Annotated in this window: 16 protein-coding genes and 2 pseudogenes; 10 read left to right on the plus strand and 8 right to left on the minus strand. The window is 70.3% G+C overall.

The features are described 5' to 3' along the window. Position 1: 1 nt before the first annotated feature. Both ABZ396_RS38775 and dxr read right to left on the minus strand, forming a co-directional pair. Positions 2 to 1,294 carry a site-2 protease family protein gene (locus ABZ396_RS38775; protein WP_358926380.1) on the minus strand — a complete coding sequence of 431 codons (1,293 nt, stop codon included), beginning with the start codon at positions 1,292 to 1,294 and terminating at the stop codon, positions 2 to 4. Between the two features lie 8 nt (positions 1,295 to 1,302). Then, on the minus strand, positions 1,303 to 2,574 hold the full coding sequence (gene dxr, locus ABZ396_RS38780) for a 1-deoxy-D-xylulose-5-phosphate reductoisomerase (protein ID WP_358926357.1): 1,272 nt from the start codon (positions 2,572 to 2,574) through the stop codon (positions 1,303 to 1,305). A gap of 109 nt (positions 2,575 to 2,683) precedes the next feature. Between dxr and ABZ396_RS38785 the strand changes: the two genes are divergently transcribed. Next, the gene (locus ABZ396_RS38785; RefSeq protein ID WP_358926355.1) at positions 2,684 to 2,893 is read left to right on the plus strand and encodes a type II toxin-antitoxin system VapB family antitoxin; all 210 of its coding nucleotides are present in this window, start codon (positions 2,684 to 2,686) and stop codon (positions 2,891 to 2,893) included. Further along, positions 2,890 to 3,309, plus strand: coding sequence for a PIN domain nuclease (locus ABZ396_RS38790; RefSeq protein WP_358926353.1), 420 nt, complete (start codon positions 2,890 to 2,892; stop codon positions 3,307 to 3,309). Before ABZ396_RS38785 ends, ABZ396_RS38790 begins: the two co-directional genes overlap by 4 nt. A 9-nt stretch (positions 3,310 to 3,318) precedes the next feature. Here the strand turns inward: ABZ396_RS38790 and ABZ396_RS38795 are convergent, their stop codons facing one another. Beyond that, positions 3,319 to 5,253: an acyl-CoA dehydrogenase family protein gene (locus ABZ396_RS38795; RefSeq protein ID WP_358926351.1), complete on the minus strand. Its 1,935-nt coding sequence runs from the start codon at positions 5,251 to 5,253 to the stop codon at positions 3,319 to 3,321. 495 nt (positions 5,254 to 5,748) lie between these two features. On the opposite strand from ABZ396_RS38795, the gene ABZ396_RS38800 reads away from it, so the two are divergent. Next, positions 5,749 to 6,762, plus strand: coding sequence for a LacI family DNA-binding transcriptional regulator (locus ABZ396_RS38800; RefSeq protein ID WP_358926349.1), 1,014 nt, complete (start codon positions 5,749 to 5,751; stop codon positions 6,760 to 6,762). Between the two features lie 94 nt (positions 6,763 to 6,856). Further along, a pseudogene (locus ABZ396_RS38805) lies at positions 6,857 to 7,237 on the plus strand (family 31 glucosidase); the annotation flags it as partial. 392 nt (positions 7,238 to 7,629) lie between these two features. On the opposite strand, the gene ABZ396_RS38810 reads toward ABZ396_RS38805, so the two are convergent. Continuing rightward, the gene (locus ABZ396_RS38810; RefSeq protein ID WP_358926347.1) at positions 7,630 to 8,223 is read right to left on the minus strand and encodes a TetR/AcrR family transcriptional regulator; all 594 of its coding nucleotides are present in this window, start codon (positions 8,221 to 8,223) and stop codon (positions 7,630 to 7,632) included. 137 nt (positions 8,224 to 8,360) lie between these two features. On the opposite strand from ABZ396_RS38810, the gene ABZ396_RS38815 reads away from it, so the two are divergent. From ABZ396_RS38815 to ABZ396_RS38830, 4 genes are all read left to right on the plus strand, one after another. Beyond that, positions 8,361 to 9,107, plus strand: a complete 747-nt coding sequence (locus ABZ396_RS38815; RefSeq protein WP_358926345.1) for an SDR family oxidoreductase — start codon at positions 8,361 to 8,363, stop codon at positions 9,105 to 9,107. A 67-nt stretch (positions 9,108 to 9,174) separates the two neighbouring features. Beyond that, positions 9,175 to 9,528 carry a VOC family protein gene (locus tag ABZ396_RS38820; RefSeq protein ID WP_358926343.1) on the plus strand — a complete coding sequence of 118 codons (354 nt, stop codon included), beginning with the start codon at positions 9,175 to 9,177 and terminating at the stop codon, positions 9,526 to 9,528. A gap of 2 nt (positions 9,529 to 9,530) precedes the next feature. Beyond that, positions 9,531 to 10,280 carry a glucose 1-dehydrogenase gene (locus ABZ396_RS38825; RefSeq protein WP_358926341.1) on the plus strand — a complete coding sequence of 250 codons (750 nt, stop codon included), beginning with the start codon at positions 9,531 to 9,533 and terminating at the stop codon, positions 10,278 to 10,280. Between the two features lie 120 nt (positions 10,281 to 10,400). Further along, positions 10,401 to 10,808 (plus strand): nuclear transport factor 2 family protein, encoded by a 408-nt coding sequence (locus ABZ396_RS38830; protein WP_358926339.1) that lies wholly within the window; start codon positions 10,401 to 10,403, stop codon positions 10,806 to 10,808. A gap of 116 nt (positions 10,809 to 10,924) precedes the next feature. On the opposite strand, the gene ABZ396_RS38835 is transcribed toward ABZ396_RS38830, so the two are convergent. From ABZ396_RS38835 to ABZ396_RS38845, 3 genes are all read right to left on the minus strand, one after another. Further along, a complete protein-coding gene (locus ABZ396_RS38835; RefSeq protein WP_358926337.1) occupies positions 10,925 to 12,373 on the minus strand; it encodes an aldehyde dehydrogenase family protein in 1,449 nt (482 codons plus the stop codon). A 159-nt stretch (positions 12,374 to 12,532) separates the two neighbouring features. Beyond that, positions 12,533 to 14,098 (minus strand): PucR family transcriptional regulator, encoded by a 1,566-nt coding sequence (locus tag ABZ396_RS38840; RefSeq protein WP_358926335.1) that lies wholly within the window; start codon positions 14,096 to 14,098, stop codon positions 12,533 to 12,535. Positions 14,099 to 14,258: 160 nt separating this feature from the next. After that, entirely contained in the window at positions 14,259 to 16,409 is a 2,151-nt protein-coding gene (locus ABZ396_RS38845) for an ATP-binding protein (protein ID WP_358926333.1), read from the minus strand. Between the two features lie 427 nt (positions 16,410 to 16,836). On the opposite strand from ABZ396_RS38845, the gene gabT reads away from it, so the two are divergent. Next, a complete protein-coding gene (gabT, locus tag ABZ396_RS38850) occupies positions 16,837 to 18,171 on the plus strand; it encodes a 4-aminobutyrate--2-oxoglutarate transaminase (protein ID WP_358926331.1) in 1,335 nt (444 codons plus the stop codon). A 223-nt stretch (positions 18,172 to 18,394) separates the two neighbouring features. Beyond that, on the plus strand, positions 18,395 to 19,234 hold the full coding sequence (locus tag ABZ396_RS38855) for a phosphatase PAP2 family protein (RefSeq protein ID WP_358926329.1): 840 nt from the start codon (positions 18,395 to 18,397) through the stop codon (positions 19,232 to 19,234). On the opposite strand, the pseudogene ABZ396_RS38860 reads toward ABZ396_RS38855, so the two are convergent. Beyond that, positions 19,173 to 19,775 (minus strand): annotated as a pseudogene (locus tag ABZ396_RS38860) (chitinase); the annotation flags it as partial. The gene ABZ396_RS38855 and the pseudogene ABZ396_RS38860 overlap by 62 nt on opposite strands. Positions 19,776 to 19,869: the final 94 nt, after the last annotated feature.

Consider the following 19,869-nt stretch of genomic DNA (forward strand, 5'->3'; position numbering starts at 1 on the left):
GCTACGAGATTTTCACCGGGTTAACCACGTCGGCGATCAGCACGAGGAGGGTGAAGCAGATGAACACGCCCGCCACCACGTAAGCCACCGGCATCAGCTTCGCCACGTCGAACGGGCCGGGGTCCGGGCGGCGCAGCACCTTCGCCAGGTTCCGGCGCAGCGACTCCCACAGGGCGCCCGCGATGTGCCCGCCGTCCAGCGGCAGCAGCGGAAGCATGTTGAAGAGGAACAGGGAGAGGTTGAAGCCGGCCACCAGCATCAGGGCCATGGCCAGTTGCTGCGTGGGCGGGATGTCGAGGGTGAAGATCTCGCCGCCGACCCTCGCCGCGCCGACCACGCCCATCGGCGAGTCCGGCTGGCGCGGGGCGCCGTCGAAGGCCGCGTTCCACAGGGCCGGGATCTTCGCGGGCAGGCCGGCGATGGAGTCGACGGCCTCGCCGAGACGGTCGCCCATCCACGTCACCGACTCGCCGAGGTCCTGGTGGACGACGCCGGTGGCGGCGCTGAAGCCCAGGAAGCCGGCGGTGACGTACTGGCCCTGGACGATCTGGCCGCGGGAGTCCTTCCTGGCGACCTGGTTGGTGGCGATCTTCGCGTGCAGGGTGACGTCCTGGCCCTTGCGGTCGACGACGATCGCGACCTCCTTGCCCGGGGTGGCGCGGATCAGGTCGGAGAGCTGGTTCCAGCTGGTGGTCTGCACCCCGTTGAAGGAGACGATCTTGTCGCCGGCCTTCAGGCCCGCGGCGGCGGCCGGGGCGGCGGCGTCGGTCTTCTTGCAGGTGTCGCGGTTCTGGCTCTGGGCGATCACGCACTGGGAGACCGAGCTGACGGTGGTGGTCTGCTGGGAGATGCCGAAGCCCATCAGGACGGTGAGGAACAGCGCCACCGCGAGGATGAGGTTCATGAAGGGGCCCGCGAACATCACGATCACGCGCTTCCAGGGGGCGCGCGTGTAGAAGAGGCGGGTCTCGTCTCCGGGCTGGAGCTCTTCGAAGGCGGCCGAGCGGGCGTCCTCGATCATGCTGCGCCAGGGGGAGGTGGAGCGCGCGGTGATACGGCCGTCCGCGCCCGGCGGGAACATGCCGATCATGCGGATGTAGCCGCCGGCCGGGATGGCCTTGAAGCCGTACTCGGTCTCGCCCTTCCGCCGTGACCAGATGGTCGGGCCGAAGCCGACCATGTACTGCGGGACACGGATGCCGAAGAGCTTGGCGGTGGAAAGATGCCCCAGTTCGTGCCAGGCGATCGAGACCAGCAGGCCGATCACGAAGACGACTATGCCGAGGATCATCATCAGGGCTGTCATGCACGCGCCTCCGCGGTCGCCTTCTGTGCTGTCAGTTCCCGGGCCCGGGACCGGGCCCAGGTCTCCGCTTCGAGTACGTCCGGCACGGTCAGCGAAGTTCCCGTACGAGGAGTGCCGTGTTCCTCGACGACCCGGGTGACTGTCTCGATGATCCCGTTGAAGGGCAGGAGACCGCTCCGGAACGCCTCGACGCATTCCTCGTTGGCCGCATTGAACACCGCCGGCGCGGTGCCCGCGAGCTCACCGACGTGCCGGGCGAGGTTCACGGAGGGAAAGGCCTGGTTGTCCAGCGGGTAGAACTCCCACGTGGAGGCCTTGCTCCAGTCGAAGGTGGGGGCCGCGTCCGGGACCCGTTCGGGCCAGCCTAGACCGATGGCGATCGGCCCCCGCATGTCGGGGGGCGTCGCCTGCGCGATCGTGGAACCGTCCGTGAACTCGACCATCGAGTGGACATACGACTGTGGGTGCACGACCACCTCAATGCGATCGAAGGGAATGTCGTAGAGGAGGTGTGCCTCGATGACTTCCAGTCCCTTGTTGACCAGGGTGGCGGAGTTGATCGTGATGACCGGTCCCATCGCCCAGGTGGGGTGGGCGAGGGCGTCCTCGACGGTGACGTCCGCCAGTTCTGCCTTGGTGCGGCCGCGGAAGGGGCCGCCGGAGGCGGTGACCACCAGCTTGCGGACGTCGGCGCGGGTCCCGCTCGCCAGCGCCTGGAACAGCGCCGCGTGCTCGGAGTCGACCGGGATGATCTGGCCGGGCTTGGCCAGCGCCTTGACCAGCGGGCCGCCGACGATCAGCGACTCCTTGTTGGCGAGCGCGAGAGTGCGGCCCGTCTCCAGGGCGGCGAGGGTCGGCGCGAGGCCGATGGAGCCGGTGATGCCGTTCAGAACGGTGTGGCAGTCGGACGCGGCGACCTGGGTGGCAGCGTCGGGCCCGGCGAGGATCTCGGGGAGGGGTTCGCCGGTGCCGTACAGATCCGTCAGCGCTTCGCGCAGCGCCGGTGCGACGTCCTCGCGGGCGACCGCGACGGTCCGTACCCGCAGCCGGTGCGCCTGCTCGGCGAGGAGGGCGACCCGGCCGCCGTTGGCGGACAGGGCGGTGACCCGGAAGCGGTCGGGGTTGCGCAGGACGAGGTCGATGGCCTGGGTGCCGATGGATCCGGTGGAACCGAGGATCACCACGTCCTTGGGGCCGTCGCCCGCGAGCGGGTCGTAGACGAGGTGCGGGTCGGCGAGGGGGGCCGGACTGGCAGGACTGTCGGTCATTCCCCCATTGTTGCCGCAACGGGTGGCCGGGAGGACAGGGCGTCCCCCTCGTAGCCGCTGCAGTAGTCTATATACGCAAGACCCGGCTAGATATACAGGGAGTGTCGCCATGGCCAAGACGTTGATCGACATCGACGAGGAACTGCTGGCGCAGGCGGCCATAGCGTTCGGGACCAAGACGAAGAAGGACACCGTCAACGCGGCCCTGCGGGACGGCGTCGAGCGCAAGAAGCGCGCTCTCGCGCTGGCCTGGCTGGCCGCAAAGGCCGACGCGGGCGACTTCGACATCCTTCTGGACAAGGCGAACTATCGTCGATGACCACGGCCAGATTCCTCATCGACACAAGCGCCCTGGTCCGCATCCTCAGGGAGCCCGCACGCGCCGACTGGCAGAAGCCCTTGGCGGAGGGCCTCATCGCTCGCTGCCCGGTCACCGAGATCGAGTTCCTCTACAGCGCCAAGAACGCCGAGGATCGCGAGCAGATGATCCAGCGTCTGGACACCCTGTTCAGCTGGACACCCGTGGACGACCGTGCGCTGACGCGAGCATGGCATGTTCAGGAGGAGCTGACCGTCAAGGGGCACCACCGCTCGGCGGGCGCGGTCGACCTGCTCGTCGCCGCGACCGCCGAGATACAGGGCCTCACCGTGCTGCACTACGACAACGACTTCGAGACCATCGCGTCGGTCACCGGCCAGCCCGCCCAGTGGCTGATGCCACCGGGCAGCCTGTAGCGCCGTCGGTCACCCGATCGGGCGGCGGACGTTCTCCCGTGCGGACGGTCCGGGGGTCGCGTCGGCGATCCATGGGCCCTCGCCCGACGGGTCGACGATCCCCCGCTCCAGCCACTCGTAGGAGCCACCGAGAACGCCCTTGACGACCTTGCGGTCCAGGTCGTCGGTGTTCGACCACAGGCGGGTGAACAACTCGTCGACGCGGATGCGGGCCTGCCTGCAGAACGCGTCGGCGAGCTGGTAGGCCTCGCGGCCATGGTCGCCCTGGCTGCGCAGCAACTCGGCGCGGACACAGGCCGCGCTCATCGCGAACAGTTCGGCGCCGATGTCCACGACCCGTCCCAGGAAGCCCTGCTTGGTCTCCATCCGGCCCTGCCAGCGGGACATGGCGTAGAAGGTGGAGCGGGCGAGCTTACGGGCGTGCCGCTCGACGTAGCGCAGGTGCGGGGAGAGGTCCGCTCCGTGCTTGAAGTCGGTGTACGACGTGGGGAGTTGGCCCGGACCCGCGACCAGCTTCGGCAGCCACTTGGCGTAGAAGACGCCCGCGTTCGCGCCCGCCTTCGCCTTGTCCTGGAAGGACTTGTCGGGGTCGATGAGGTCGCCGGCGACTGAGAGGTGGGCGTCCACGGCCTCGCGGGCGATCAGCAGGTGCATGATCTCTGTGGAGCCCTCGAAGATGCGGTTGATGCGCAGGTCGCGCAGGATCTGCTCGGCAGGGACCGCGCGTTCCCCGCGCGCCGCCAGGGACTCCGCCGTCTCGAAGCCCCGGCCGCCGCGGATCTGGACCAGCTCGTCCGCCATCAGACAGCTCATCTCGGAGCCGTAGAGCTTGGCGAGGGCGGCCTCGATACGGATGTCGTTACGGTTCTCGTCGGCCATCTGGGAGGACAGGTCGACAACCGCCTCCAGGGCGAAGGTGGTCGCCGCGATGAAGCTGATCTTGGAGCCGACCGCCTCGTGCAGCGCGACCGGCTTGCCCCACTGCTCACGGACGGCCGACCACTCGCGGGCGATCTTCAGGCACCACTTGCCGGCGCCCACGCACATCGCGGGGAGCGAGAGGCGGCCGGTGTTGAGGGTGGTGAGGGCGATCTTGAGCCCCGCGCCCTCGGGGCCGATGCGGTTGGCGGCGGGGACACGGACCTGGTGGAAGCGGGTCACGCCGTTCTCGATCCCGCGCAGGCCCATGAAGGCGTTGCGGTTCTCGACGGTGATGCCCTCGGAGCCGGCCTCGACGACGAAGGCCGTGATACCGCCCTTGTGCCCCTCGGCCTTGGGCACCCGCGCCATGACCACCAGCAGGTCGGCGACCACGCCGTTGGTGGTCCAGAGCTTCACCCCGTCGAGGACGTAGTCGTCCCCGTCCGGCACGGCGGTGGTGGCCAGGCGGGCCGGGTCCGAGCCGACGTCCGGCTCGGTGAGCAGGAACGCCGAGATGTCGGTGCGGGCGCAGCGCGGCAGGAAGGCGTCCTTCTGCTCCTGGGTGCCGAAGATCTTCAGCGGCTGCGGTACGCCGATCGACTGGTGGGCGGAGAGCAGCGCGCCGACCGCCGGGTTCGCGGAGCCGACCAGGGCGAGGGCCTTGTTGTAGTAGACCTGCGTGAGGCCGAGGCCGCCGTACTTGGTGTCGATCTTCATGCCGAGGGCGCCGAGTTCCTTGAGGCCGGTGACGACCTCGTCGGGGATGCGCGCCTCGCGCTCGATGCGGGCCGAGTCGATCTTCGTCTCGCAGAACTCGCGCAGCCGTGCGAGGAACTCCTCGCCGCGGCGCACGTCCTCGTCCGCCGGGAGCGGATGCGGGTGGATGAGGTCGAGCCGGAAGCGCCCGAGGAACAGTTCCTTGGCGAAACTGGGCTTGTGCCAGTCCTGTTCTCGGGCGGCCTCCGCCACCTGACGGGCCTCCCGCTCGGTGACGGCGGGTTTCTTGGTGGTGGGGGCGGACATTGAGGCTCACCTCGCCACAAAAGGGGATGTTAAGGACCGTTCGCTACCGATCAGTGCTACTGGATCGTTGGTACCCGAAACGGGCCGCCCCCACCAGTCCTCGCGGTCCGTTCGGTGTACGCCCGGGCCGTTCCCGAGAAGGTCTCAGCCGATGTCGACCGAGTACGACTTGGTGTCCAGCCGCCCCGATCACAGTGCCGGCCGAGGACGGTATTGGCGTACGGCCTGACGTCCGAGTCGGTGCCCTGTCGTGGCCCCAGAGGTTGTTGTCGAGGTGGTACTTGCCGAGCGTGATGGTGTCGAATGACGGCCGTACGACCTGTTTGTGCCGCCACCCCTCCGCAAGGTTGCCGTGGCCGCACCGTCAATTCGCTGTCGAAGCGCTTCGACAGCCTATGGACACCCACCTCCACTGAAGCTACTGTCGATGCACCCTCACTCACTCTTGTCAGCAATGCGTACTGTCGAAGCGCTTCACAAAGCTTGGAGAGCTGGATGGTCACCCTCGCCGAGGTCGCCCAGCACGCCGGAGTCTCGGCGAGCACGGTGAGCTATGTCCTCAGCGGCAAGCGGTCCATCTCCACCACCACCCGGCAGCGGGTCGAGCAGAGCATCCGGGAGCTGGGCTACCACCCGAACGCGGGCGCCCGTGCCCTGGCCAGCAGCCGGTCGAACATCATCGCGCTGATGATCCCACTGCGTACGGACATGTATGTGCCGGTGATGATGGAGATCGCGATCGCGGTGGCCACCGCGGCCCGCACCCACGGCTACGACGTCCTGCTGCTCACCGGCGAGGAGGGCCCCGACGCGGTGCGCCGGGTCACCGGCAGCGGGCTGGCCGACGCGATGATCCTGATGGACGTGGAGCTGGAGGACGAACGGCTGCCGCTGCTCCGGCAGACCGACCAGCCCTCCGTGCTCATCGGTCTGCCCGCCTCCACCACCGGGCTGACCTGCGTCGATCTGGACTTCGGGGCGACCGGCGCGCTGTGCGTGGAGCACCTCGCGAAACTCGGCCATCACGACATCGCTGTCATCGGTGAGGCGCCCGCGGTATACGAGCGGCACACCGGCTTCGCCGAGCGCACTCTCGACGGACTGCGGTCCCGGGCCCGGGAGTTGGGCCTGAGGGTGCTGCGCCGGCCGTGCGAGGGCGGGTACGACGCGATGGCCGTCACGCTGGCCCGGATCTTCGACGAGCGCCCGGGCACCACGGGCTTCGTCGTCCAGAACGAGTCCGCGGTGGAGCCGCTGCTCGCGCTGCTGCGCCAGCAGGGCCGGGCCGTGCCCGAGGACGTGTCGGTGGTCGCGATCTGCCCGGACCAGGTCGCCGTCCACGCCTCGGTGCGGCTGACGTCGGTCGCCATCCCCGCCCAGCAGATGGGCCGGTACGCCGTGGAGCACCTGGTCGCCAAGCTGGACGACCGGGGCAGTGACGAAGTCGTGCTGATCGCGCCCGAGTTGACGGTACGGGCGAGCACGGGACCGGCACCGGCCGGGTCCTGACCCTCGCGTCCCCGCAGTGCCCCGCCGGTACGGGGCCACCCGTGCCCGCACGCCGGGGCACCCCCATGTCTGCACTCATTCAGGAGCACGCCTCGTGAATCAGCCTGCCGAAACCGAGTCCGCCGAAGCGCAGCCCAAGGTCAGTCTCGCGCAGTCGTCCCCCACCGTCGGCACCTTCCGTGAGCGGGACGGTGCCCTGGAGTGGAGCGGCCGTCAGGAGACGCTGCGGATCGAGCCGTGGGGGCCGGACGCGGTCCGGGTGCGTGCCCGGCTCGGCGGTCCGGTCCTCGACGATCTGCCGGGCGCCCTGCTCGACGAGCCGCCGGCCACCGAGTCGACCGTCAGGATTGTTGACGGTGAAGGGCGGTTGACGGTCGGGAGCCTGACCGTCGAGGTGTCCGCCGAGGGCCTGGTGCGGTTCCTGCGCACCGACGATCTCTCGGAGATCCTGGCCGAGCAGCGCGCCCACTTCTGGTCCCTGGACGGCGGCCCGTTGCTGGCGGTGCTGACCCTCGCCGAGCCGACGCCGGACCCTTATGCGTACACCTCGCTCACCGCCGGCATCGTCGCCGAGGGCGTGCATGACGTCCACCTCGGACTGCGCGGCCCACTGCGGCTCGCGCACGTCGGCTTCTCCGGTTGAGGGTCCGGAGCGGTCGGCACGGAGAAGGGGCCCGGCACCGGAAGGCATCGGTGCCGGGCCCCTTCGAGGGACGACGATCGTGCGTCACGGACGACCGTATCTGAAAATGGTTCCCATTGGCAAGAGCTGATACCTCCGTCAGGCGCGGCCGTCCTCAGCACTTGGGGCCGCCTGCGCCGAGAAGGCGTTGCGTCCGTAGTCCGCCGTACGGGCGCTTCCGGGCTTCAGTCCGGGACGGCGGCGTCGACCAGGGCGGCGGCCACGGTGCGGGCGGCTGTTTCGGCGCTGGGGTCGCGGTCCAGCCAGGCGCTGATCCCGGCGCCGTCGTAGAGCAGGACCAGTTGCTGGGCGAGTGCTTTCGCGTCCTTGGCGCCTGCCTGCTGGGCGAGGCCGAAGAAGAGTTCGTGCAGCCAGGTGCGATAGTCGCTGGCCGTGTCTTCGACGACGCCGCCGGGCGGGGCATCGGCGCTCGCGCCGATGAACGCGCAGCCGCGGAACCCCGGCTCGGTGAACGAGAGCCCCTGCACCTCGAACGCGCCGACCAGACGCTCCTTCGGGGTCTCATACCGTGCTTCGAGCTCGCGCGTCATGCGCTCGACGGTGGCGGTGTGCCGTGCCTGGAGGTAGGCGCGGACCAAGCCGTCCTTGCTGCCGAAGGCGCTGTACAGGGTTGCCTTCGCGACCCCGGCGTGCTGAATGACCCGGTCGATCCCGACGGACTGGACACCTTCGGCGTAGAACAGCTCGTCGGCGGCGGCCAGCAGTCGCGCCCGCGCCGCCGCACTGCGTTCCTGTGGTGAGAGCACCTTCTCAGACATACGTACAAAAATAGCAGACAGGTCTGTCTGTCTTCAATGGGCTCCCGACGCGCATTGACACAGACAGATCGGTCTGCCTAGGTTGGAGACGTTGCCAGACAGACCGGTCTGGATAACAACACCGGAAGGTACATCCCATGTCTGTGGAGCCCGAAGACAAGCTCGACCCGCATCCCGTTACGGCCCTGGTGACCGGGGCCACTTCCGGCATCGGCCGGGCGATCGCCGAACGGCTCGCCGCCGACGGCATGTCCGTCGTCGTGACCGGCCGCAACGCCCAGCGCGGCGCCGAGACCGTGGACGAGATCACCGCGGCCGGCGGCCACGCCCGGTTCGTCGAGGCGGACCTGGAGGACCCGGCCGGCATCGACCGGCTCGCCGCGGAGGTCGGCGACATCGACGTCCTGGTCAACAACGCCGGGCGAGCCGTCTGGGCCCCGACCGAGGAGATGAAGGTCTCCGACTACGACGCGATGTTCGCCGGCAACGTCCGCGCGCCGTTCTTCCTCGTGGCCGCGTTCGCCCCGGCGATGGCGGCCAAGGGGTCGGGCAGCGTGGTCAACATCGGCAGTATGGCCGGCAGCCTCGGCCTCGCCACCGGCGCCGCCTACGGCGCGACCAAGGCCGCCCTGGCGGCACTGACCCGAGGCTGGACCGCCGAGTACAGCGGCCGGGGCGTCCGCTTCAACACCGTCGCTCCCGGCCCGGTCTACACCAGGCCCGAGGCCCGCGACCTGTTCGACGCGCTCGCCGAGACCACCGCGATGAAGCGCGCCGCCGAGCCCGCCGAGATCGCCGAGACCGTGGCATTCCTCGTCTCGCCGAAGGCCGGCTACATCACCGGCGCGACCATCGCCGTCGACGGCGGCCGCACGGCCATCTGAACCTGTGTTCGCCGGACCACCGCACCGGAAGACTCCGGCGAACACCCGCACGAAGAGGACGACAGTCATGAGCACCACCGTCTACGGCCTGAGCGTCGACGCCGCCGATGCCGAGAAACTCGCCCGCTTCTGGGCCGAGGTACTCGGGAGGGACGTCGCCTCGGGTGCGAGCCCCGAATTCGCCGCACTCGACTCGGACGGGGCCGCCCCTCGGCTGAGCTTCCACCGGGTTCCCGAGCCGAAGTCGGCGAAGAACCGGCTGCACCTCGATCTCCTCAGCCGCGCCTTCGAGGCGGAGTCACAACGGCTGCTCCGGCTCGGCGCCTCCCGGATCCGCGACATGGCGCAGGGCTCCGCCCGCTGGACGACGTTCGCCGACCCCGAAGGCAACGAGTTCGACCTCATCGATGAAAGGTCGTAGCCATGAACAGGCTGGACGGCAAGGTCGCCCTCGTCACCGGCGGCAGCAGCGGCATCGGATTGGCGATCGCGCAGAGGTTCGTGGAGGAAGGCGCCCATGTGTTCATCACCGGACGGCGTCGGCCCGAACTGGACAAGGCGAAGGACGAGATCGGCAGGAACGTCACGGCGGTTCAGGGTGATGTCACGGTCGCCGCCGACCTCGGCCGGCTCTTCCGGACCATCGAAACGGAGAAGGGGCGGATCGACGTCGTCGTTGCCAACTCGGGTCTGGTCGTTCCTCAGGAGTTCGGGCAGATCACGGAAGAGGGCTTCGACCGCACCTTCGACCTCAACGCCCGCGGCACCCTCTTCACCGCCCAAAGAGCGCTGCCGCTGATGAACGACGGGGGCTCGATCATCCTCGTCGGATCGATCGCCGGTTACATCGGCGTCGACGGGTACACCACCTACAGCGCCACCAAAGCCGCCGTCCGCTCCTACGCCCGCAGCTGGACCAAGGAGCTCAAGGACCGCGGCATCCGGGTCAACACCCTCAGCCCCGGCCCGATCGACACCCCGATCATGGACAGCCAGGCGGACTCCAAGGAAGGCGCGGACGCCATCAGAGCGGCCTTCGCCTCGGTCATCCCACTCGGACGCATGGGACGCCCCGAGGAGGTCGCCGCGGCCGCTCTCTTCCTGGCATCCGACGAGAGCAGCTTCTGTGCCGGCATGGAACTGAGCGTCGACGGCGGCATGGCCCAGGTCTGAGGCCGAGGCCCAGCCATCCGGGGCATCTCGGCTCCTCCCCGAGTGCGAGGAGACCGCCTCGCGAAAACGCGGTCAGCGCCCGCAGCGGCAGGGCCGATCGCATCCGAAGGGAGAGTTCTCATGGGACAGACCGTGGAAGAGCGGAACAAGGAGATCGTCCGGGAGGCGTTCGACACGCTGTTCAACAAGCGTGACTACGAGGCGGCCGAGAGGTTCTGGTCCCCGGACTACATCCAGCACAGCGCTCATATCGAGCCCGGCCGCGAGGGCCTGTTCAACCTGGTCAAGGTCCTGCCGGACGAATTGCGGCACGAGGTCGACCTCGTCATGGCGGAGGGCGACATGGTGATGGTCCGCGGACGGTTCTCCGGGCACGCCCAGCCGGGGCGGTGGATCGCCGCCGACTTCGTCCGCATGGAGGACGGGCTGCTCAAGGAGCACTGGGACATCATCGAGGACGAGGTCTCCCGCACGAACTCGGCGAGTGGACTGCCGATGTACGGCGACAGGTTCCCCGAGGAGCGCTGACCGCGGTGAACCGCCGGCAGGCCTTGAGCGCGGTTTCCGCCCCCAGCGGTCACGGAGACGGCCGCAGCCCCGCACAGCGGGCTGCGGCCGTTCTGTTCCGGCCTGTCCGTGGCAGGTCAGAGGGCGAGGCCGGTGAGGATCAGGACTCGCTCGTAGGTGTAGTCGTCCATCGCGAACTTGACGCCCTCGCGGCCGACGCCGGACTGCTTCGCGCCGCCGTACGGCATCTGGTCGGCGCGGTAGGAGGGGACGTCGCCGATGACGACACCGCCGACCTCCAGTGCGCGGTGGGCGCGGAAGGCGGTCTGGAGGTCGTGGGTGAACACGCCCGCCTGGAGGCCGTACTTGGAGTCGTTGGCGGCGGCGAAGGCCTCGGCCTCGCCGTTGACCTTCTGCACGGTGAGGACGGGTCCGAAGATCTCCTCGCAGGAGATGGTGGTGTCGGCCGGGACGTCGGTGAGGACGGTCGGCGCGTAGCTGGCGCCGTCGCGGTCGCCGCCGGTGACCAGGGTGGCGCCGGCCTCCACGGCCTCCTTCACCCACGCCTCGACGCGCTCGGCGGCGGCCTCGCTGACCAGCGGCCCGACGTCGGTCTTGTCGTCGGCGGGGTCACCGGTGACCTGGGCCTCGACGGCGGCGACGATACGCGGGAGCAGACGGTCGTAGACGGAGGCGTCGGCGATGACCCGCTGCACGGAGATGCAGGACTGGCCGCCCTGGTAGTTCGAGAACGTCGCGATGCGGGTCGCGGCCCAGTCGAGGTCGGCGTCGCTCGCGTAGTCGCCGAGGACGACGGCCGCGCCGTTGCCGCCCAGCTCCAGGGTGCAGTGCTTGCGGGGCACCGAGTCCATGATCGAGTAGCCGACCTTCTCGGAACCGGTGAAGGAGATGACCGGGAGCCGCTCGTCCTGGACGAGGGCGGGCATGCGGTCGTTGGAGACCGGCAGGATCGACCAGGAGCCGGCCGGGAGACCCGTCGTCTCGGCGAGCAGGTCGCCGATGATCAGGCCGGAGAGGGGGGTGGCCGGCGCCGGCTTGAGGATGATCGGGGCGCCGGCGGCGATGGCCGGGGCGATCTTGTGGGCGCAGAGGTTGAGCGGGAAGTTGAAGGGTGCGATGCCGAGGACGACGCCCTTCGGGAAACGGCGGGTGAGCGCGAGCCGGCCCTGGCCGCCCAGGTCGGTGTCGAGGCGCTGGGCCTCGCCGCTGTTGAAGCGGCGGGCCTCCTCGGCGGCGAACCGGAACACGGAGACTGCACGGCCGACCTCGCCGCGCGCCCACTTGATGGGCTTGCCGTTCTCGGCGGAGATCAGCTGGGCTATCTCCTCGGTGCGCTCGACGAGGCGCCGGCTGACGTGGTCGAGGGCGGCGGCCCGGACGTGTGCCGGGGTGGCGGCGAACTCGTCCCGTACGGCGTACGCGGCGGCGACGGCTTCCTCGACCTGCGCCTCGGTGGGCACGCTGACCTTGCCGACGAGGCGCCCGTCCCACGGGCTGGTGACGTCGAAGGTGTCCTCGCCGGTGACCTGACGGCCGGCGAGCCAGAAGGCGTGGGTGGCGGTCATGAGAGTCCCGGCCCTTCCGCGTGTGGGGATGTTCTTGGCTTGCGAGGTCCACCGTAGGCGCGGGAAGGGGCAGCGGCGTTTGTCCGGGGTGTAGTGGTGGGGGGTGGGGGTGCGCCGGTTTGGCAGGGCGCGGAGCGGGGGCGGAGTCCCGGTGTCGGGTCAGTCCGCCGATGTCGCCTTCAGGGCCAGCCACAGCTCCATCCGGGCGTCGGGGTCGTCCAGGGAACGGCCCAGAATCTCCTCGACCCGGCGCATCCGGTACCGCAGCGTATGCCGGTGGACGCCCAGGTCGGCGGCCGCCGCGTCCCACTGGCCGTGCCTCGACAGCCAGGCCCGCAGCGAGGCCACCAGGTCGCCGCGGCCCGTCGCGTCATGCTCGTACAGCGCCCTCAGCAGACCGTCCGCGAAGGCCTTCACCGCGTCGTCGGCCAGCAGGGGCAGGACCGATCCGGCCGCCAGTTGCTCGTGCTCGACCAGCACCCGGCCCCGCCGCCGGGCCACCGACAGCGCCTGCTCGGCCTGCTTGTGGGCGGCCGCCGCGCCGATCGTGCCGGACGGGGCGGACATCCCCACGACCAGGTCGTCCTCCTCGGCGGCGCCCTGCTCCGGTACGGCCCGCGCGGACTCGCGCGCCGCCGCGTGGTCGGCGCACGCGCCCACCGCCGCGCCCCTGTCCGCGGCCAGCACCACCAGCCGCTCCCCCTCCGGCACCACCAGCACCGCCTCCCCGGAGCGCGCCGCGGCCGACTCGACCGTCTCGGCAAGACCGGCGAGCAGCTCGGCGCCCGCATCGGCGACGATCATCCGGAAGGGTGCGTCGAGAAGTCCGCCGTACAGATCCCCGGCGACCCCCCGGGCGTGGTCCGGCTGCCCGGCGAGCAGCATCCGCAGCACCGCCGCGCCCACCCGCTGCTCGGCCGCATGCAGCGAACGGGAGCGTTCCGTCGTGAGAGTCAGCAGCGCGATGGCCGAGTGGACGGCGTACCGCTCGGCCGTGCCCAGGGTCGCCGCGGTGCCGACCGCCAGGGCCGCCCGGGGCCTGCGGCCCGTGCCCAGCGAGTGCAGCTCCACCCGGTCCTCGTTGTCCGGGCCGCCCACCACCGACGAGGCCGGTGCCGGGCGCTCCCGCAGCCGTTCCACCTCCGCCGTCAGCCGCGCCGCCCGGCGTCCCGCCCACTCCGGAGCCGTGGCGACGACCGCGCCGGAGGCGTCGTAGAGCGCCGCCCAGCCGTCGACCTGCGAGGCGAGCGCGGCCAGCAGCCCCTCCGGCCCGGCGTTCAGCGCCTGCCTGGTCAGTTCGCGCTGGGCGGCGAAGCCCGCCGTCACCGCCCGGTACTGGTCGGCCGCGATCGCCGCCGACACGGCCTTGCTGATGGCGAGGAAGGGCGTGCGGCGCGGTACCTCCAGCAGGGGCAGGCCCTCCTGTCGGGCCGCGTCGACCAGGGCCTTGGGGATCTCCTCGTAGTGGACCCCGATGGCGAAGCCGAGGCCCACCACACCCGCACCCACCAGGCGTTTCACATATCGCCGCATCACCTCGGGATCGTCCGCGTCCAGCTTCAGCGCGGTGATCAGGAGGAGTTCCCCGCCCTCCATGTACGGCACGGGGTCGGCGAGTTCGCTGGCATGGGCCCAGCGCACGGGCACGTCGAGGCGGTCCTCGCCCGCGCGCACGGTCAGTTTGAGCGCGGAATGGTGGACGAGCGAGGCGAGCGTCGGGGGCATCGGGCCGTCAGGTCTTCTCTTCGGTCGTGAACACGGGTGCACGGGAGCGAACGGGGGCGAACAGCGCCAGGGGGCCTTTGGCCGTCTCGTATGAACGGCCTCTATCGATTCTGCCTCACTGTACGGTCGCCTGTGCCTCCGTGTTCAGACCCGGCCGGGGTCAGACCCGGCCTGCGCCGCCCCTGAGGTCCACCAGCAGCGGGGGCGCGTGCTCGCCCTTGACGGTTGTCAGGGAGAGCACCGCATGGCCCGCCGGCACGCCGTGGGCGAGCTCGGAGGCCGACCAGCGCTCGCGTTCCACCTGCCGGACGGTGACCGCGCGGGCCGTGGGCGCCTTGCCGGTGATGACCCGCCGTACGACGTGCAGTGCCTTGCCCGCCGGGGTCTCCGCGATGATCTGGCGGTCGGTGACGTCCCGGGTCTCGGTCCACTCCTTGCCCCACACCTCGGCGAAGTCCTGGCCGTCCCAGGGGGTGAGGCCGGCGAAGGCCATACGGCAGCCGGTGGCCCCCAGCAGCGGCCCGCGCAGGGGGCGGGGTACGTCGTCCAGCGTGCGCAGGGTCAGCGCCACGCCCGCGTTGGCCGACCGCAGACGCTGGATGCCGCGTACCGCCTCCGGTGTCACGACACCCGTCGCGTCGTCCAGGAGCAGGCAGGTGAAGAGCGAACGGTCGTCCCGTACCGTCACGCTCGCCGTGAACTGGGCGAGCACCAGCCGGGCGAGGATGCGGGAGGCGTCCGCGTGCCCGCGTTCGGGCAGGTCGATACGGACCCGGACCGGGTGGTCGAGGGCCTTCAGGGAGAAGGGTCGGGACTGGCCGGAGGTGTCGAAGAAGCCGGCGAAGGCCGGTCGGTCCAGCAGCGCGATGCGGTCGGCCAGGACCGTGCCCACGTCCCCGGGCTGACCCATCTGCCGCTCCCTCGCGTCGATCTCGCGCAGCAGCGACTCGTGGCCGGTGGCCGTCAGCGCCTTGCGGAGCGCGGCCACGGGGCCGGAGGCGCCGTCGAGGAGCTGGCGGAGTTCGGGTACGGAGGGGAAGCGGCCGTGGACCGCCTTGAACGGGCCGAGCAGTTGGGCGAGGACGGTGGTGGAGCGGCGGCTGTCGCTGCCGGGGTGCGGGTGGGCGAGGTCGCCGACGAGGGCCTCGGCGAGTATGGCGGCGGCCTCGTCGGGGTCGGTGGTGCCGCCGTACAGGTCCAGGTCGTACACGGACTCGGGGTGGGCGATGCGGACCACGACGTCGTAGGAGTCGGCGGGTCCGAGCCCGGCGCCGGCCGCGCCGACGACGACCACGCTGGCGCGGCCGGCGAGCGCGTGCAGGCACAGCGACTCGGCGAGCGGGCGCATGAGCGCGCTGGTCTTCCCGGAGCCGGCCGGGCCGACGGCGAGCAGGGAGGTGCCGAGCAGTTCGGGGCCGAGGGCGAGACCGGTGCCCCGGTAGAGGTAGGGGTTGCGGGGGTCGTCGGCGGTCGTGCCGAGCCGTACCTGACCGGTGACCAGGTCGTGCTGGGCGTGCCGGGCGGGCAGGTCGCGTTCCCCGGAGGGGTGCAGGCAGGCGGCTGCACCGTCCTTGACCACGGCGGCGGAGAAGGTCGCCATGCTGTGCCGGCCGCTGCGTACGCCCTGCCAGGCCCGGGCGATCCGGGCGTGGTCCACGTCCCGCATCAGCCCGGCCCGCGCCTCGGCGGCCAGCCGGTCGGCGGCGTCGTGCGCGCCGGCGGCGCGGAGGTGGGGCCACCGGGCGGGGTCCTCCTCCGCGGTCAGGGAGGGCTCATGGCGAGACACCGAAGACTTGAACCGAGGTGCGACGAACCGCCTCCACACCTCTCCCCATCGACCGAGCTTGCCCACCACGACCATGATGGTGAGGGCGACGAGGTACGTGTATCCCTGATAGATGAACTGAGCTGTGGTCTTCCCGATCGTGCCGTTCTCCCCCTGCCACGAGTCAGGGAGGAACAGCTGGAGCGGCAGGCCCCACCACGCGCCCAGGTAGCCGTGCGTCAGCAGGGACCAGACCAGCCACCCCACGAGGAAGGCGATCAGCGCCCCGCTCAGAAGTTGCCGGGCCGGGGCCTGGTCGGGCTCTTCCTCGGGCCGGGGCCGGTACCCGAACCGCCACAGCCCGGGCGCCGCCTCCGGCCGCGGCGCCCGCAGCCAGTTCAGAAATGCCGAGCCGTCCGGCAGCGGAGGCACCGTCGGCGGCGCCGTCGGCCGCGGCGGCACCGCGCCCGCATCCTGCGGCCCCGCCGGACGCGGCACAGGATTCGCGTGCGTGCCCCGTGCGTCCCGCGTCCCGTCGCTGTCCATCGCCCTCGCTCCCTGACCAGCCGTTCCGTCGACCTTCAGCGGTCAATCTAACGCCCCGGCCAAGGGAGTTCACCGATTGCGCGGCCGAGCCGGTCGACACGCTCCGGATATGGCCGGACGTTCACCTCTGACACGGCGTGGACCGGACGTTCACCTCTGACACGGCGTGGAAACGGGACGGTGAGGTGGCAGGGCAACCGGCCCTCGGCAGGCAGGGCTGCGCCGCCGTCCGGTCGCCCCCGCTATGTCCATCGCGGACAATGTGACCTTCTGACAACACCCACATGGAGCATGCCCAGGTCCCGCACCCGGCTCTAGCCTGCGAAGAAAGAAGGAGAGCGTCCGGACACGCGCCGCCGGAGCCGCCCCGGGTTCGCAGGACGACACGTACAGCGTCCCGGAACGCACGATTCATCAGGGAGCCCCCATGACCGCACTTCCGCAGGAGCGCCGCGTCGTCACCGCCATCCCCGGCCCCAAGTCGCAGGAGCTGCAGGCCCGCCGTACCGCCGCGGTCGCGCAGGGCGTCGGCTCCGTGCTGCCGGTGTTCACGACCCGCGCGGGCGGCGGCATCATCGAGGACGTCGACGGCAACCGCCTCATCGACTTCGGTTCCGGTATCGCGGTGACCAGCGTGGGCGCCTCCGCCGAGGCCGTCGTACGCCGGGCCTCCGCCCAGCTGGCCGACTTCACCCACACCTGTTTCATGGTCACCCCGTACGAGGGTTATGTGGCCGTCGCCGAGGCGCTGGCCGAGCTCACCCCGGGTGACCACGCCAAGAAGTCCGCGCTGTTCAACAGCGGCGCCGAGGCCGTCGAGAACGCCGTCAAGATCGCGCGTGCGTACACCAAGCGGCAGGCCGTGGTGGTCTTCGACCACGGCTACCACGGCCGTACGAACCTCACCATGGCGCTGACCGCGAAGAACATGCCGTACAAGCACGGCTTCGGGCCGTTCGCGCCCGAGGTGTACCGGGTGCCGGTGGCGTACGGCTACCGCTGGCCGACCGGGCCGCAGAACGCGGGTCCGGAGGCCGCCGCCCAGGCCATCGACCAGATGTCCAAGCAGGTCGGCGCGGACAACATCGCCGCGATCATCATCGAGCCGGTGCTCGGCGAGGGCGGCTTCATCGAGCCTGCCAAGGGCTTCCTGCCGGCGATCAGCCAGTTCGCCGAGGACAACGGGATCGTGTTCGTGGCAGACGAGATCCAGTCCGGGTTCTGCCGTACGGGTCAGTGGTTCGCGTGCGAGGACGAGGGCATCGTTCCCGACCTGATCACCACGGCGAAGGGCATCGCCGGCGGTCTGCCGCTGGCCGCCGTCACGGGCCGCGCCGAGATCATGGACGCCGCCCACTCCGGCGGCCTCGGTGGCACCTACGGCGGTAACCCGGTCGCCTGCGCCGGTGCGCTCGGTGCCATCGAGACCATGAAGGAACTCGACCTCAACGCGAAGGCGAAGAACATCGAGGCCGTCATGAAGGCCCGCCTCTCCGCCATGGCGGAGAAGTTCGACGTCATCGGCGAGGTGCGGGGCCGTGGCGCGATGATCGCCATCGAACTGGTCAAGGACCGTGCGACCAAGGAGCCGAACCCGGAGGCGACCGCCGCCCTCGCCAAGGCCTGCCACCAGGAGGGGCTGCTGGTCCTGACCTGTGGCACCTACGGCAACGTGCTCCGCTTCCTTCCCCCGCTCGTCATCGGCGAGAACCTGCTCAACGAGGGCCTCGACATCATCGAGCAGGCCTTCGCCCGGATCTGAGCCACAGGTTTCTCATAGCCCCCTCAAAGGGGTGTCGAACCCGTGTGTCACAGCCGCCCCAGCCCTCCCACCTGGCGTGATGTGGGGGGCTGGGGCGGCCCCCGTCAGGCCGTGTGAAGAAGGTGTGCGAGGTGGATGACGGGACCCGATTCCGCCTGTCGCCGCGCCGAACCCTGCCGTAGGTTCTAACCAGATGAGAGATACACCCCGCCCACAGGGGACTGTGGGCGATTTCAGGCCGGGGCCTCCCCAGCTTCGACCTGGTCGTGCCCTCGCGCACACAACCGGTGCCTCTGGCCCCGGATCTCCTCACCGATCGGACGGTCGCTCGCCCCAAACCCCCCGGGGCGCGCGGCGTTCCGATCCGGACGGCCGCCTCGGAACGACCCCCCCTGTTCCGGGGCGGCCGACCTCCTTTCTTCTCTTTCTCCTTCTGGGTCTCCCGGCCCTTCTCTTCGCGCTGATCACCTGGCAGGTGGTCGCCGACGGCCCCCTGCTGCGCCTGGACAGCCGTCTGAGCAGCGCACTCGTCCGCCCGGACCGGTTCTCCGAGCTCCTCTCCGGCCTCGGGAACGTGCAGGTCGCCGTCCCGGTCCTGACGGCCGTCCTCGGATACGTCGCCTGGCGCGGCCACAAGTCTGGTATAGATCACTGGTGGCTGCAGCCCACGGCGGCCGCCGTCCTGATGGCTCTCGTCCCGGCGTTCGTCGTGCCGGTCAAGGACTGGACCGCCCGTCCGGGGACCCCGGTGATGCCCCCGGCGGTCGGCTACTTCCCCTCCGGCCATACGGCGACGGCGGCGATCGCGTACGGCTCCGCGACCCTGCTTCTCCTCCCCTGGCTCCGCTCCCGCGCCGCCCGCCGCACACTCGTCGCCGTCTGTGCGGCCGTCGTCCTCGCCGTCTCCTACGGGCTGGTCCGCCGCGGCTACCACTGGCCGCTGGACGTGGCGGCCAGCTGGTGCCTGTGCACCGTCCTGCTGACGGCGCTGAGACTGCTGCTCACCCGAAGTACGCGTCGAAGCCCTTCTGGAACTCCCAGTTCGAGTACCGGTCCCAGTTGACCGACCAGGTCATCAGGCCGCGCATCGCCAGCCAGGTGCCGTGGGTCGCGTACGAGCCGCAGTTCGTCTTCTTCGTCAGGCAGTCCAGGGTCTTGGTGACCTCGGACGGGGCGACATAGCCGTTGCCCGCGTTGGTCGAGGCCGGCATGCCGATCGCGATCTGGTCGGGGCGCAGCGGCGGGAAGACGTTGTTGGCGTCGCCCGCGACCGGGAAGCCGGTGAGCAGCATGTCGGTCATGGCGATATGGAAGTCGGCGCCGCCCATGGAGTGGTACTGGTTGTCGAGGCCCATGATCGGGCCGGAGTTGTAGTCCTGGACGTGCAGCAGGGTCAGGTCCTCGCGAAGGGCGTGGATGACCGGGAGGTACGCCCCGCAGCGCGGGTCCTGGCCACCCCACTTGCCGGTGCCGTAGTACTGGTGGCCCATCTGCACGAAGAAGGTCTCCGGCGCCATGGACAGGACGAACTTCGAGCCGTACCTGGCCTTCAGGGTCTTCAGCGCGGAGATCAGGTTCACGACCACCGGGGTCGTCGGGTTCCTCAACTACCCGGCGCTAAAGCCAATGCCGCGTAGTTAAGCCGCAGGTGGGCTAGTCAAGGGCTGGCTCTGATCGCTGTGGATCCATGCTGAGGCG

The sequence above is a fragment of the Streptomyces sp. NPDC005866 genome (genome assembly GCF_040629895.1).
GTDB lineage: Bacteria > Actinomycetota > Actinomycetes > Streptomycetales > Streptomycetaceae > Streptomyces.

Coding starts and splice junctions, on each gene's coding strand:
- ABZ396_RS38775 (WP_358926380.1), bottom strand. CDS start 1,294: ATGATGATCCTCGGCATAGTCGTCTTCGTGATCGGCCTGCTGGTCTCG.
- dxr (WP_358926357.1), bottom strand. CDS start 2,574: ATGACCGACAGTCCTGCCAGTCCGGCCCCCCTCGCCGACCCGCACCTC.
- ABZ396_RS38785 (WP_358926355.1), top strand. CDS start 2,684: ATGGCCAAGACGTTGATCGACATCGACGAGGAACTGCTGGCGCAGGCG.
- ABZ396_RS38790 (WP_358926353.1), top strand. CDS start 2,890: ATGACCACGGCCAGATTCCTCATCGACACAAGCGCCCTGGTCCGCATC.
- ABZ396_RS38795 (WP_358926351.1), bottom strand. CDS start 5,253: ATGTCCGCCCCCACCACCAAGAAACCCGCCGTCACCGAGCGGGAGGCC.
- ABZ396_RS38800 (WP_358926349.1), top strand. CDS start 5,749: ATGGTCACCCTCGCCGAGGTCGCCCAGCACGCCGGAGTCTCGGCGAGC.
- ABZ396_RS38810 (WP_358926347.1), bottom strand. CDS start 8,223: ATGTCTGAGAAGGTGCTCTCACCACAGGAACGCAGTGCGGCGGCGCGG.
- ABZ396_RS38815 (WP_358926345.1), top strand. CDS start 8,361: ATGTCTGTGGAGCCCGAAGACAAGCTCGACCCGCATCCCGTTACGGCC.
- ABZ396_RS38820 (WP_358926343.1), top strand. CDS start 9,175: ATGAGCACCACCGTCTACGGCCTGAGCGTCGACGCCGCCGATGCCGAG.
- ABZ396_RS38825 (WP_358926341.1), top strand. CDS start 9,531: ATGAACAGGCTGGACGGCAAGGTCGCCCTCGTCACCGGCGGCAGCAGC.
- ABZ396_RS38830 (WP_358926339.1), top strand. CDS start 10,401: ATGGGACAGACCGTGGAAGAGCGGAACAAGGAGATCGTCCGGGAGGCG.
- ABZ396_RS38835 (WP_358926337.1), bottom strand. CDS start 12,373: ATGACCGCCACCCACGCCTTCTGGCTCGCCGGCCGTCAGGTCACCGGC.
- ABZ396_RS38840 (WP_358926335.1), bottom strand. CDS start 14,098: ATGCCCCCGACGCTCGCCTCGCTCGTCCACCATTCCGCGCTCAAACTG.
- ABZ396_RS38845 (WP_358926333.1), bottom strand. CDS start 16,409: ATGGACAGCGACGGGACGCGGGACGCACGGGGCACGCACGCGAATCCT.
- gabT (WP_358926331.1), top strand. CDS start 16,837: ATGACCGCACTTCCGCAGGAGCGCCGCGTCGTCACCGCCATCCCCGGC.